The sequence below is a fragment of the Lelliottia sp. WB101 genome, assembly GCF_003051885.1.
Taxonomy (GTDB): Bacteria; Pseudomonadota; Gammaproteobacteria; order Enterobacterales; family Enterobacteriaceae; genus Enterobacter; species Enterobacter nimipressuralis.
The window spans coordinates 1,353,352-1,367,009 of record NZ_CP028520.1 but is presented as its reverse complement, the minus strand read 5'-3'; the positions used below and the strand labels follow the sequence as shown (position 1 = coordinate 1,367,009).

General features: G+C 55.5%; 13 protein-coding genes and 1 pseudogene. 4 read left to right on the top strand and 10 right to left on the bottom strand.

The genetic code is table 11. From position 1 onward, the window contains the following. Positions 1 to 114: 114 nt before the first annotated feature. From nirB to DAI21_RS06335, 4 genes are all read left to right on the top strand, one after another. A complete protein-coding gene (nirB, locus tag DAI21_RS06350) occupies positions 115 to 2,658 on the top strand; it encodes a nitrite reductase large subunit NirB (protein ID WP_107702716.1) in 2,544 nt (847 codons plus the stop codon). Beyond that, complete coding sequence (nirD, locus tag DAI21_RS06345) at positions 2,655 to 2,981, top strand: nitrite reductase small subunit NirD (protein WP_102105343.1); 327 nt, start codon at positions 2,655 to 2,657, stop codon at positions 2,979 to 2,981. The genes nirB and nirD overlap by 4 nt, the downstream gene beginning before the upstream one ends. Positions 2,982 to 3,133: 152 nt before the next feature. Continuing rightward, positions 3,134 to 4,507, top strand: coding sequence for a siroheme synthase CysG (gene cysG, locus DAI21_RS06340; RefSeq protein ID WP_107702715.1), 1,374 nt, complete (start codon positions 3,134 to 3,136; stop codon positions 4,505 to 4,507). Between the two features lie 154 nt (positions 4,508 to 4,661). Then, on the top strand, positions 4,662 to 4,835 hold the full coding sequence (locus DAI21_RS06335) for a YhfL family protein (protein WP_100778616.1): 174 nt from the start codon (positions 4,662 to 4,664) through the stop codon (positions 4,833 to 4,835). A 118-nt stretch (positions 4,836 to 4,953) separates the two neighbouring features. Here the strand turns inward: DAI21_RS06335 and trpS are convergent, their stop codons facing one another. From trpS to DAI21_RS06280, 10 genes and pseudogenes are all read right to left on the bottom strand, one after another. Continuing rightward, positions 4,954 to 5,958, bottom strand: coding sequence for a tryptophan--tRNA ligase (trpS, locus tag DAI21_RS06330; protein WP_100778615.1), 1,005 nt, complete (start codon positions 5,956 to 5,958; stop codon positions 4,954 to 4,956). Continuing rightward, positions 5,951 to 6,712 carry a phosphoglycolate phosphatase gene (gene gph / locus DAI21_RS06325; RefSeq protein ID WP_107702714.1) on the bottom strand — a complete coding sequence of 254 codons (762 nt, stop codon included), beginning with the start codon at positions 6,710 to 6,712 and terminating at the stop codon, positions 5,951 to 5,953. Before gph ends, trpS begins: the two co-directional genes overlap by 8 nt. Next, positions 6,705 to 7,382, bottom strand: coding sequence for a ribulose-phosphate 3-epimerase (gene rpe / locus DAI21_RS06320; RefSeq protein ID WP_100778613.1), 678 nt, complete (start codon positions 7,380 to 7,382; stop codon positions 6,705 to 6,707). Before rpe ends, gph begins: the two co-directional genes overlap by 8 nt. A 41-nt stretch (positions 7,383 to 7,423) precedes the next feature. Next, positions 7,424 to 8,239, bottom strand: coding sequence for an adenine-specific DNA-methyltransferase (gene dam / locus DAI21_RS06315; protein WP_100778612.1), 816 nt, complete (start codon positions 8,237 to 8,239; stop codon positions 7,424 to 7,426). A gap of 67 nt (positions 8,240 to 8,306) precedes the next feature. Beyond that, positions 8,307 to 9,593 carry a cell division protein DamX gene (damX, locus tag DAI21_RS06310; RefSeq protein WP_107702713.1) on the bottom strand — a complete coding sequence of 429 codons (1,287 nt, stop codon included), beginning with the start codon at positions 9,591 to 9,593 and terminating at the stop codon, positions 8,307 to 8,309. Between the two features lie 92 nt (positions 9,594 to 9,685). Beyond that, entirely contained in the window at positions 9,686 to 10,774 is a 1,089-nt protein-coding gene (gene aroB / locus DAI21_RS06305) for a 3-dehydroquinate synthase (protein WP_107702712.1), read from the bottom strand. Positions 10,775 to 10,831: 57 nt separating this feature from the next. Then, the gene (gene aroK, locus DAI21_RS06300; protein ID WP_010436374.1) at positions 10,832 to 11,353 is read right to left on the bottom strand and encodes a shikimate kinase AroK; all 522 of its coding nucleotides are present in this window, start codon (positions 11,351 to 11,353) and stop codon (positions 10,832 to 10,834) included. 297 nt (positions 11,354 to 11,650) lie between these two features. Beyond that, a pseudogene (gene hofQ / locus DAI21_RS06290) lies at positions 11,651 to 12,891 on the bottom strand (DNA uptake porin HofQ). Further along, complete coding sequence (locus DAI21_RS06285; protein WP_107702711.1) at positions 12,800 to 13,204, bottom strand: HofP DNA utilization family protein; 405 nt, start codon at positions 13,202 to 13,204, stop codon at positions 12,800 to 12,802. The pseudogene hofQ and the gene DAI21_RS06285 overlap by 92 nt, the downstream one beginning before the upstream one ends. Next, positions 13,194 to 13,655: a hypothetical protein gene (locus tag DAI21_RS06280; protein ID WP_107702710.1), complete on the bottom strand. Its 462-nt coding sequence runs from the start codon at positions 13,653 to 13,655 to the stop codon at positions 13,194 to 13,196. The genes DAI21_RS06285 and DAI21_RS06280 overlap by 11 nt, the downstream gene beginning before the upstream one ends. Positions 13,656 to 13,658: the final 3 nt, after the last annotated feature.

Here is a 13,658-nt window from a genome sequence, read left to right as displayed (position 1 = left end):
CAAATCAGGCATATACCCACTAAGTGGTAGGTTAAGGCGTATTTGATTTGCATCAATAAGTGCCCCTGCTGAATCGTTAAGGTAGGCAGTAATAGAAAAGAAATCGAGGCAAAAATGAGCAAAGTCAGACTCGCTATTATCGGTAACGGCATGGTCGGCCACCGCTTTATTGAGGATCTCCTTGATAAAGCTGACGCTGCCCAGTTCGATATTACCGTCTTCTGTGAAGAACCCCGCAAAGCATACGATCGTGTACACCTCTCTTCCTACTTCTCTCATCACACCGCGGAAGAACTTTCGCTGGTGCGTGAAGGTTTCTACGAGAAGCATGGCGTTAAGGTGCTGGTGGGCGAACGCGCTATCACCATCAACCGCCAGGAAAAAGTGATCCACTCCAGTGCCGGACGCACGGTTTTTTACGATAAGTTGATCATGGCGACTGGCTCTTACCCGTGGATCCCGCCAATCAAAGGCTCGGAAACGCAGGATTGCTTCGTTTATCGTACCATTGAAGACCTCAAAGCGATCGAATCCTGCGCGCGCCGCAGTAAACGCGGTGCGGTAGTCGGCGGCGGTCTGCTGGGCCTCGAAGCGGCAGGCGCGCTGAAAAACCTGGGGGTCGAAACCCACGTCATCGAATTTGCCCCGATGCTGATGGCAGAACAACTCGACCACATGGGTGGCGATCAGCTGCGCCGTAAAATCGAAAGCATGGGTGTGAAAGTTCACACCAGCAAAAATACCAAAGAGATTGTTCAGGAAGGCACCGAAGCGCGTAAAACCATGCGCTTTGCCGACGGCAGCGAGCTGGAAGTCGACTTCATCGTCTTCTCCACCGGTATCCGCCCACGCGATAAAATGGCGACCCAGTGCGGTCTGGCCGTGGCTCAGCGCGGCGGGATCATGATTAACGACGCCTGTCAGACCTCCGACCCGGACATTTACGCCATCGGCGAATGCGCCAGCTGGAACAACCGCGTGTATGGTCTGGTGGCACCCGGCTACAAAATGGCGCAGGTCGCCGTTGACCATATTCTCGGTAACGAAAATGCCTTCACCGGCGCGGACATGAGCGCCAAGCTGAAACTGCTCGGCGTGGACGTCGGCGGGATCGGCGATGCGCACGGTCGCACACCAGGCTGTCGCAGCTACGTTTACCTCGACGAAAGCAAAGAGGTCTACAAACGCCTGATCGTCAGCCAGGACAACAAAAACCTGCTGGGTGCGGTGCTGGTGGGGGATACCAGCGATTTCGGTAACCTGCTGCAGCTGGTCCTGAACGCCATCGAACTGCCGGAAAACCCGGACGCGCTGATCCTGCCGGCTCACGCCTCCAACGGTAAACCTTCTATCGGCGTGGATAAACTGCCCGACAGCGCGCAGATTTGCTCCTGCTTCGACGTGACCAAAGGCATGCTGATCTCGGCGATCAACAAAGGCTGCCATACCGTCGCCGCCCTGAAAGCCGAAACCAAAGCCGGTACCGGCTGCGGCGGCTGTATCCCGCTGGTCACCCAGGTGCTGAACGCCGAACTGGCGAAACAGGGCATCGAAGTGAACAACAACCTGTGTGAGCACTTCTCTTACTCACGCCAGGAGATTTACCACCTGATCCGCGTGGAAGGCATCAAAACCTTCGACGAACTGCTGCAAAAACACGGTCAGGGCTACGGCTGCGAAGTCTGTAAACCGACCGTCGGTTCACTGCTGGCTTCCTGCTGGAATGAATACATCCTGAAGCCAGAGCACACGCCGCTGCAGGACACTAACGACAACTTCCTGGCGAACATCCAGAAAGATGGGACCTACTCCGTGATCCCACGTTCCGCCGGTGGCGAAATCACCCCGGAAGGGCTGGTGGCCGTGGGCCGTGTGGCGCGCGAATTTAACCTGTACACCAAAATCACCGGTTCCCAGCGTATCGGCCTGTTTGGCGCGCAGAAAGATGATCTGCCGGAAATCTGGCGTCAGCTGATCGACGCGGGCTTCGAAACCGGTCATGCGTATGCCAAAGCGCTGCGTATGGCGAAAACCTGCGTCGGCAGCACCTGGTGCCGTTACGGCGTGGGCGATAGCGTGGGCTTTGGCGTTGAGCTGGAAAACCGCTACAAAGGCATCCGTACCCCACACAAAATGAAGTTTGGCGTCTCCGGCTGTACCCGCGAATGTGCGGAAGCGCAGGGTAAAGACGTGGGGATTATCGCCACCGAAAAAGGCTGGAACCTGTACGTATGCGGTAACGGCGGGATGAAGCCGCGTCACGCCGACCTGCTGGCGGCCGATCTCGATCGCGAAACCCTGCTCAAGTATCTCGACCGCTTCATGATGTTCTACATTCGTACCGCCGACAAACTGACCCGTACCGCCTCCTGGCTCGATAACCTGGAAGGCGGCATCGAATACCTGAAATCGGTGATCATCGACGATAAACTCGGCCTGAACGAACATCTGGAAGAAGAGATTGCCCGCCTGCGCGAGGCCGTCATTTGCGAGTGGACAGAAACTGTCAACACGCCTGCCGCGCAGGTTCGCTTCAAACACTTTATCAACAGCACCCAGCGCGATCCGAACGTACAGGTTGTTCCTGAGCGCGAGCAGCACCGTCCGGCAACGCCATACGAGCGCATTCCGGTGACTCTGGTGGAGGAAAACGTATGAGCCAGTGGGTAAACATCTGCAAAATCGACGACATCATTCCGGCGACGGGCGTCTGTGCGCTGCTGGGCAACGAGCATGTGGCGATCTTCCGCCCGCGCCACGATGAACAGCTCTTCGCAATCAGCAATATCGATCCGTTCTTTGAGGCCAGCGTGTTGTCTCGCGGCCTGATTGCTGAACACCAGGGCGAGCTGTGGGTCGCCAGCCCGCTGAAAAAACAGCGTTTCCGCTTAACGGACGGGCACTGTATGGAAGATGAAAGTCACTCTGTGAAGCACTACGACGTTCGCGTGAAAGACGGCAACGTGCAGCTGAAAGGCTAAACCAGAACGGGAGGCGCAATGCCTCCCGTACGTTTCACATGTTTTCTGTATGACGCTTGTCGTTACGGGTATGCTACTCACAAAGCGGAGCATCCGACTCCGTAAACCATCGCAACTGTTCAGGCGAAAGCCCACTCTTAAGAGGTAATGTCGTGGATCACCTGCCGATTTTCTGTCAATTACGCCATCGCGACTGCCTGCTGGTGGGCGGTGGCGATGTCGCTGAACGCAAAGCGCGTCTCCTGTTAGAAGCGGGTGCCCGACTGACGGTGAATGCCCTCGCCTTTGACCCGCAGTTCACCGTATGGGCGCAGGAAGGCATGCTGACACTGGTCGAAGGCGAATTCGACGAAGCGCTGCTCGACACCTGCTGGCTGACCATTGCCGCTACAGATAACGACGAAGTGAACCAGCGCGTTAGCGACGCCTGTGAAACCCGCCGTATTTTCTGCAATGTGGTCGACGCGCCAAAAGAAGCCAGTTTTATTATGCCGTCGATTATCGACCGTTCGCCGCTGATGGTGGCGGTGTCCTCCGGCGGCACCTCTCCGGTGCTCGCGCGTTTGCTGCGTGAGAAACTGGAAGCGATACTGCCTCAGCATCTTGGTCAGGTGGCGCACTACGCGGGGCAACTCCGCTCGCGAGTGAAGAAAACCTTCGCCACCGTTGGCGAGCGCCGTCGCTTCTGGGAAAAATTCTTTGTAAACGATCGCCTGGCGCAGTCGCTGGCGAATCAGGATCAGAAAGCCATCACCGAGACCACTGAACGCCTGCTGACCGAGCCGCTGGACCATCGCGGTGAAGTGGTGCTGGTTGGCGCAGGGCCGGGTGACGCGGGGCTATTGACCCTGAAAGGGCTGCAGCAGATCCAGCAGGCGGATATCGTGGTTTACGATCGTCTGGTCTCCGATGACATCATGAATCTGGTGCGCCGCGACGCTGACCGGGTATTCGTGGGTAAACGCGCCGGGTATCACTGCGTGCCGCAGGAAGAGATTAACCAGATTCTGCTGCGCGAAGCGCAAAAAGGAAAACGCGTGGTGCGCCTGAAGGGCGGCGATCCGTTTATCTTTGGCCGCGGCGGTGAAGAGCTGGAAACGCTTTGCAATGCGGGTATTCCGTTCTCGGTTGTACCGGGAATTACGGCAGCGTCTGGCTGCTCGGCCTACTCCGGTATTCCGCTGACTCATCGCGATTACGCCCAGAGCGTGCGCCTGGTGACGGGCCACCTGAAAACCGGCAGCGAGCTGGACTGGCATAACCTGGCCGCAGAGAAACAGACGCTGGTCTTCTACATGGGGCTAAACCAGGCGGCCACTATCCAGGAAAAACTGCTGGAACACGGTATGCCGGAGGATATGCCGGTGGCGCTGGTGGAAAACGGCACTGCCATTACGCAACGCGTGGTGAGCGGCGTTCTGACTCAACTGGGTGAACTGGCGCAGCAGGTGGAAAGCCCGGCGCTGATCGTTGTCGGCCGCGTGGTCGAACTGCGCGAAAAGCTGAACTGGTTCTCCAACCATTAATCTCCCCCCGCATATTCACACTTCAGGGAGTAGTCTTTAACCGGACTACTCCCGCCTGACACCTGCCGATAACATACCGCCTGCGAAATGGAATCTTTTCCATTAATTCCCTCATTTTACATCCAAAAGTACGGCTCCAATACAAGGAAAGTGTATGTTTAAACTGGCAAAAGCCGCTGTGTTAGTTGGCTTATTATCGACCCTGACGGCGTGTACGGGTCACGTACAAAACACCAAAAACAACTGCGGCTATGATTACTTCCTGCACCCTGCGATCTCGATTTCGAAAATGATCGGCGGCTGCGGCCCGGCGGCAGAACAGCCCTAAGCCTTTTTCAGGCACAAAAAAACCGGGAATATCCCGGTTTTTTTATGGATGCAGAGTGGTTGCTTCGCCCGGTAGCGCTCGCGCTTTCCCGGTCTACGTCAAACCACCCGGCAACGGCTTACGGCTTACCTACAAACCCAATCGCGTCATACACCGCTTTCAGGGTTTCAGACGCACGGGCGCTGGCTTTGTCGGCACCGTCGCGCATCACGTTGTTCAGGAACGCTTCGTCGTTACGGAAACGGTGATAACGCTCCTGCAGGTCAGTCAGCATGCCGGAAACCGCCTCAGCCACTTCCCCTTTCAGGTGACCATACATTTTGCCTTCGAAGTGCTGCTCAAGCTCAGGGATGCTCTGACCGGTCACGCCGGAGAGAATATCCAGCAGGTTTGATACGCCCGCTTTGTTCTGCACATCGTAGCGAACGACAGGCGGCTCGTCCGAGTCTGTCACTGCACGCTTAAGCTTCTTAACCACCGCTTTCGGATCTTCCAGCAGGCCGATCACGTTATTGCGGTTATCGTCGGACTTGGACATTTTCTTGGTCGGCTCAAGCAGAGACATCACGCGCGCGCCGGATTTCGGAATGAACGGCTCTGGTACTTTAAAGACATCACCATAAATGGCATTGAAGCGCTGGGCGATATCACGGCTAAGCTCCAGATGCTGTTTCTGGTCTTCACCGACCGGGACCTGGTTAGTCTGGTACAGCAGAATATCTGCCGCCATCAGCACCGGGTAGTCAAACAGACCGGCGTTGATGTTTTCGGAGTAGCGCGCAGATTTGTCTTTGAACTGGGTCATGCGGCTCAGTTCACCGAAATAGGTGTAGCAGTTCAGCGCCCAGCCGAGCTGTGCGTGTTCTGGCACGTGAGACTGCACGAAGATGGTGCTTTTCTCAGGATCGATGCCACAGGCCAGGTACAGCGCCAGCGTATCCAGCGTTGCTTTGCGCAGTTTTTCTGGATCCTGACGCGCGGTAATCGCGTGTAAATCCACGATGCAGTAGATGCAGTGATAATCATCCTGCATGTTGACCCACTGACGTAACGCACCCATGTAGTTACCAATGGTCAATTCACCTGAAGGCTGTGCGCCACTAAATACGATGGGCTTAGTCATTTTTCGATTCCTGATGTTCACTGTGCGAAAGCCCGAGTGCGGGCAGTAAATCTTTGAAGTGATCGAACACCACGTCCGGCTCACTCAGCGTAATGGCTTCACCGTAGTTGTAGCCATAGGTTAGGCCGACGGAGGGGGATCCTGCCGATTTGGCCGCCAGAATATCATTGCGCGAATCGCCGACAAAGAGCAGCTGCTCAGGCGACAACGACAGTTTTCCTGCTACCAGTAAGATCGGCTCAGGATGCGGCTTTTTGTTTTGTACGTCATCACCGCCGACGATCACGGAGAAATACTTCGCGATGCCCAGCGCTTCAAGCAGCGGAGCGACAAACGGCGTCGGCTTGTTGGTCACCAGCGCCAGCGGCAGGCCGTTGGAATGCAGCGCGCTAAGGGTTTCCACCACGTCCGGGAACAGGAAGCTGCCCTCTTCCACCGTCTCTTCATAGTACCGATTGAAGAGTTTACGCAGGACGCGTAACTGCTCGTCCTGAGGGATATCCGAGTGATCAACGCCGGGTTTACCCTGCGCGGCGCGCTGAATCGCACGCTCCTGGCGCGCCCATGTCAGGGCACGTTCCATCAGCACGTCTGCGCCGTTACCGATCCAGGTCACTACGCGATCTTCGCCTGCCATCGGCAGCTCGAGCGCATACAGCGCCTGATCCACGGCGCTGGTTAAACCTGGCGCGCTGTCGACCAGCGTGCCATCGAGGTCGAACGCGACGCCCCGAATTACCTTCAACTTATCCATGACTTACCTTTGCCAGTTCAGCGCGCATTTCTTCAATGACTTTTTTGTAATCCGGTTGGTCGAAAATCGCCGAGCCGGCAACGAACATATCCGCACCCGCCGCCGCGATTTCGCCGATGTTGTTGACCTTCACGCCGCCGTCCACTTCCAGGCGGATGTCATAGCCAGACTCATCAATACGACGGCGCACTTCGCGCAGTTTATCCAGCGTTTGCGGGATAAAGGACTGGCCGCCAAAGCCTGGGTTAACGGACATCAGCAGGATCACATCCAGCTTATCCATGACGTAATCAAGGTAGCTGAGCGGGGTTGCCGGGTTAAACACCAGGCCCGCTTTGCAGCCGTTTTCTTTAATTAGCTGCAGCGTGCGATCGACATGCTCGGAGGCTTCGGGATGGAAGGTAATGATGCTGGCCCCTGCGGCGGCAAAATCCGGCACAATGCGATCGACCGGTTTCACCATCAGGTGAACGTCAATCGGGGCGGTGATGCCGTAGTTACGCAGCGCTTTCAGAACCATCGGGCCAATGGTCAGGTTCGGCACGTAGTGGTTGTCCATGACGTCGAAATGGACCACATCCGCACCGGCGGCTAAGGCGTTGGCCGTATCTTCACCCAGGCGGGCGAAATCGGCTGACAGAATTGAGGGAGCAATCAAAAACTGTTTCATCCGCATCTCCTTGAAATGTAGTTACCGGCGGGCGAAACGGCTCAGGGTCGATAAAGAGCCAGCAGTTCGTCCACCTTTTTACGTGTGCCGCCGTTGCTGCTGATACTGCGCCGCACTTTAAGCTGAATACGATCGTTCGCCGCTTTGTACCACTCGCGAGTATCAGGCGTATCATGGTTCGAAATTAACACCGTGATTTGCTTACTGACCAGCTTTTCCGCCATTTCAGCCAGATGAGCCTGCTCTTTCGGGCTGAAGCTGTTGGTGTGATAGGCGGTAAAATTCGCCGTGGCCGAGAGCGGGGCGTATGGCGGATCGCAATAAACTACGGAGTCCGCGTTCGCCATTTCCATGCACTTTTCATACGAGATGCAATGGAACTCCGCTTTCTGTGCCTTTTCGGCAAAATGCTGCAGCTCGGCCAGCGGGAAGTAGGGACGCTTGTAGCGGCCAAACGGCACGTTGAATTCACCCTTCAGGTTGTATCGGCACAGGCCATTGTAGCCATGACGGTTCAGATACAAGAACAACTGCGCCCGACGGAACGCATCCGTGCTCTGGTTGAACTCGGCGCGATACTGATAGTAGGCGTCCGGGTTGTTGTTCTCTGGGGTAAAGAGTTGACGCGCCGCATCGATATACTCATCTGTCTGAGTTTTAACGATGTTGTAGAGGGTAATGAGATCGCTGTTGATATCCGCAAGGATATAGCGAGAAAAGTCGGTGTTCAGGAACACCGACCCGGCACCCACGAAGGGCTCGATAAGACACTCGCCTTTCGGCAGATGTTTATTAATATCGTCGAGCAGGGGGTATTTCCCCCCTGCCCATTTTAGAAAAGCGCGATTTTTTTTCATGCTGACTAACTAATTACACCTTCTCCGGCTGTGGAAAAAGCTCCGACAGCATCCTGCGCTTTAACCATTACTTCAAATCAGCCTGAACCTGATGAATCGGTTTCGCCCACGGGTTTTTCGCCTGAACATCCGCAGGTAACGCGGCAACTGCGCGTTTCGCTTCGTCTTTAGACGCGTACACACCGCTCACCAGCACATACCAGGGTTGCCCGTTGCGGGTCGTCTGATAAACCACATAGTTTTTCAGATTTGATTTCTTCGCCCAGCCGTTCAGATTGTCGTAGCTGGAAGAGCTGCTCAACTGAAGCGTGTAGTTGCTGGAAGGCGCTGATTTCAGCGAGCCCACGTTGCCCGTAGATTTACCCGTGGCTGCAGCGCTGGCCGTTGCCGTCGCGGCTGGCGCAGGCGTGGCTGCTGGCGTTGAGGTCGTGGCCTTCGGTGCAGTCGTTGTCGCAGCAGGCGCTTTCACGGCTGCGGTTTCGGTCTGCTTAGGCTGTGCAACAGGTTTCGCTTCTGGCGCTTTCGCAACCGTCTGCGGTTTGGTTTCACGCTTCGGCTCAATGACAGCCTGTTTGCGCTCTGGTCGAGGCGCAGTCTGGGTCTGGGTCTGAGTCTGACGCGGTTTGGTTTCCGTTGCTGCGGTCTGCGGTTGAGCCGCGCCACCACGAATCGGTGCTACCGTTGCAGGCTCGGTTGGCAGCGTAGAGTTAGCCACTACGTTGTTCACCTGATCCTGACTCTGCGGTTGGGTCAGTGCGTTATTCAGATCGCCCTGAACTTCTACACGCTGCTGGCCTTCTGGCGTAGCAGGCGTTTGACCCTGAGTTGGCGTTGAGGAGACAGGCGGCAGAGAAACATCCTGCGTCGCATTTGCAGTCTGCTCAGCAGATGTTGTGCCAGGCGCAGGCTGCGCACCATTGGCCTGATCGGCAGTGTCATTCCCCGAAAGATTAATGCTCTTTTCGGCAGAAGGCGTCTGCTCAGTGGAATCTGTTGACGGTGCTTTCAGCGCGGAGCCGATGCCGATAATCAGCAGCAGCAGGACAAACACGCCAAGGCCCATCATGATGTACTGGCGGGAAGCCGGTTTTTTGGCTGCCGCTTTACGTTTGCGTGGGCGACGCTCTACAGGCTCTTCGTCCATTGAATCTTCTTCGGACTCATAACCCTCTTCTTCTTCTCGCTCATCACGCGCATTGCGGCTGCGTGACGGACGACGATCGTCTGCATCCAAATCAACATCGTCAAAGTTGATTTGCGGCTCGTTATCACGTTCTGAAGATTGACGAGAACGACCAGTACGACGATCGCTGGGATCGGGTTTCAGCTCGTCTTCTGGTTTGAATTCATCCATTTAACACCCCACTCAAAGGCTCATGCTTACGACGTTGCATTGCACCTGAATCTAAATAGCCACCTTTAACAGTAGCCAGACCTTTCTAGTTGTTACGCCTGCTGGCAATCAGCAATCGCGCCAAGAACCACTTCGTGCGACACTCCGCCGCGCACTTCACTCTTCCCTATTGCCAGCGGGAGGACTAAACGCATCTCGCCAGCCAATACTTTTTTATCACGCATCATGTGGGGTAAATACGCTTGCGAAGACATCTCGCGTGGTCCCGTCACCGGTAAACCCGCGCGCTCCAGCAGCGTGATGATGCGTTGAGTCTCTTCTTTCGTGAACTGACCCAGACGTTCGGAGGTGCGAGCAGCCATGACCATGCCTGCAGCGACCGCTTCACCATGAAGCCAGTTGCCGTAGCCCATTTCGGCTTCAATCGCGTGACCGTACGTATGCCCCAGATTCAGTAAAGCACGTAAGCCGGTTTCCCGCTCGTCCGCTGCAACGACTTCTGCTTTCAGCTCACAACAACGGCGGATGCAATACGCCAGCGCCTGACCGTCAAGGTTAAGCAGCGCATCCATGTTCTCTTCCAGCCAGGTGAAGAACTCACTGTCCAGAATAATGCCGTATTTGATCACTTCAGCAAGGCCTGACGCCAGTTCGCGTTTAGGCAGGGTTTTCAGACAGTCGAGATCCACCACCACCGAAGCGGGCTGGTAGAACGCGCCAATCATGTTTTTGCCAAGCGGATGATTGACGGCCGTTTTGCCGCCAACTGAGGAGTCGACTTGCGAGAGTAACGTGGTAGGAATTTGAATAAAACGAACACCACGTTGATAACTTGCCGCAGCAAACCCCGTCAGATCGCCAACAACACCACCGCCCAGGGCAAGTAGTGTCGTATCGCGACCATGCGGTTTTTGCAGTAATGCGGTGAAGACGGTATCGAGTACCGCCAGGCTTTTATACTGCTCGCCATCAGGCAGAATCACACTGTCGACCTTCACGCCTGCCTGTTCCAGCAGATGACGAATCTTGTCGAGATAAAGCGGAGCCAGAGTCTCGTTGGTGACCAGCATTGCCTGATCACCCGCTTTCAGTGGTAAGAAGGAAGCTGGATCGTTAAACAAGCCAGCCGCGATGGTGATAGGGTAACTACGTTCCCCGAGAGTAACTGTAATCCTCTCCATGACGCGACATCCACCTTAAATGCTTATACCCGTGGGCGAGTGTATATAAAGCCAGAATCAGTTGCTTTCCAGCATATGAATAATCTGGTTTGCAACCACTTTAGCGCTCTGATCGTCGGTACGAATGGTTACATCAGCAATCTCTTCGTACAGTGGATTGCGCTCACCGGCCAATGCTTCCAGAACTTCACGTGGAGGCGTTTCAACTTGCAGTAACGGGCGCTTTTTATCGCGCTGCGTCCGTGCCAGCTGTTTTTCGATGGTCGTCTCAAGATAGACCACAACGCCGCGGGCGGAGAGACGGTTACGAGTTTCGCGAGATTTTACAGAACCACCGCCCGTTGCCAGCACGATGCCCTGTTTTTCCGTAAGTTCATTGATAACTTTTTCTTCACGGTCACGGAAACCTTCTTCGCCTTCTACATCGAAGACCCAGCCCACATCAGCTCCGGTTCGTTTCTCAATCTCTTGATCAGAATCGTAAAATTCCATATTGAGTTGTTGAGCCAACTGGCGCCCAATAGTGCTTTTGCCGGCACCCATAGGCCCAACCAGAAAGATATTGCGTTTCTCTGCCATTTTTTCGGTACTACTAAGACTATTCGTTAATGGTAATCCCCGCTTCGCAGACACTCAGCGTAGCAGGACATGAACTGAAACCTCATATGCGATAGTGCGAGAGTCAGACTAAAAATTATCTCAGTAGTCCTGCTTGTTTGGCAACTGATTAAATCACCACGCCAGATGCTTAAAGCAACAAGAGGTAAGATTAGGAGAAGCTGAAACTCAAATCGGTACTCCTTGTATGCTAATTCATGCCCCACGTCAAACATCTGCAACAAACTGGCTGCAAAATCCTCGCGGGGATCGTTTCCATTATTGAATACTAATCAGACGCGGTGTGATGAAGACCACCAGCTCGCGCCGCTCGTTATCCTTGCCATCGTGGCGAAAGAGTTGCCCCACCCAGGGAAGCCCACCGAGACCAGGAATACTGTCACTGCCCGTTTTATTCTTTTGCGAGAAAATTCCCCCAGCGCGAGTGTTTCACCGCTTTTTACTTCCACCTGCGTTTCGATTTCCTGTTTATCAATCGCCAGGGTTTCGCCATCGGCCTGCTGTAAAACCTGGCCAGGCATATTTTCGCTAATGTGTAACTTTAACCGCACGCGGCCATTTGGAAGCACCACGGGCGTCACTTCCATCCCCAACACCGCCTCTTTGAACTCCACCGATGTCGCCCCGCTCTCACCGCTGGACACCTGATACGGAATTTCACTGCCCTGTTTGATACTGGCAGGCTGCATATGCGACGCCAATAGCCGTGGGCTGGCGATGATCTCCAGCTGCTGCTTTTGCTCCAGTGCCGACAGCTCCAGATCCAACAGCCTGCCGTCGATCCGCCCAATATTAAATCCGACGTGCGTTGTGGCGCTCGCCACTGACAAATCAGCACCCAGCGTGGTGACTTGCCCCGGTGAACCGGCACTCTGCGCCTCCGCCAGATTCCACTTCACCCCAAGTTCACGCAGGCTTTTTTCATTGATGGTGACGATATGGGCGGCGAGTTCCACCTGCGCCACGGGCAGGTCCATCTGTTCGACCCAGTGCTCCAGAGAATCGAGTACCACGGGGATATCCCGCACCAGCAGGCGGTTGGTACGTTTATCCACGGAGAGACTTCCCTTGGGGCTGAGCTGTTTTTCCGCCGCTTTTTGCAGCTCGGTGACATCCGCGTAGGCTAAAGAGAGCGCGCGCGAGGAGAGCGGCACATTCAGTTTCTGCTGCGCCAGCTCCTCCTCTTTTCGCGTCTGCTGCTCACGTTGCCCTACGGCAGTGTTGACATAGAAAATGCCGCCCTCTTCGCGCAGCACCAGTCCGGCGCTGGTCACGACGATGTGCAGCGCCTGCCGCCATGGCACATGGGTGAGATGCAGCGAAAGCGCGCCTTTTACGTCCGGTGCAACAATCAGATTGCGGCCCTCAAGCTCCACCAGTGACTGTAAAATCTGCACCACAGGCACATCATCCACCGCCAGAGTGACGGGTTTTGGCACTGCGGCCCATGTCGGCATGCTGAGCATCATCAGCAGGATGATTCTCCTGAGTCGTTTCATTCTTCGTTCCCTCTCGTTGCCATCGCCACGTTTTCGGCTCGCATCCCTCGCCAAGCCCGACGACCATTTCCGTTTCATTGAATGTCAGCACCTGCCAGCCCGCTGGCAGTCGTTCGCCCTGTCGTATGCGATGCCAGCGCTCCTGTTCATCCTTGACGATACCCACAGCACTTCCGCTCTGGATCATCCCCTGATAGCGCCAGCGTGCTAATGCACCTGTGGCACAGCGATCGTCCGGCGGGCGAAAGGGGTCACGCATGCCGGTGAGCAGTGCCAGTGAACACAAAATCAGACAGCGCAGCTCAGTTCGCATCGGTGTTCTCCACCTGCAAAATCAGCTGTAACCGCGTCTCCTCCGGCTTAACGGAAAACCCACTCACGGCCATCCCACGCTGCGCGAGCCGCTCAAACACGGCCGGAATCTGCGCCCAGTCCACTTTCAGCGTTAATTCACCTCCGTTCGCGCCAGGCAGCCAGCGCACCAGCCGCACGCCGTCGCTTTGAAAATCCAGTGGAGAAAACGGCAGCGACGCGAGGATCACAGGCGCAGCCAAAACCGGATGTGGCTGCGCTTCACTCGCCCATAATTCAGCGCGCTCTGCGCCAGCCTGACTTCGCTTTACCTCAAGCTGCGAGAGCTGCTGAATGACCGGACGCGCTAACAGCAGCCAGGCACTAAGCAGTACAGCGACGGTAAAAAGGCTCCAGCAGAACAGACGCGTGCGCGGTAGAAACCCATACCAGCGTTCATAAAAGAGGCGCACGGT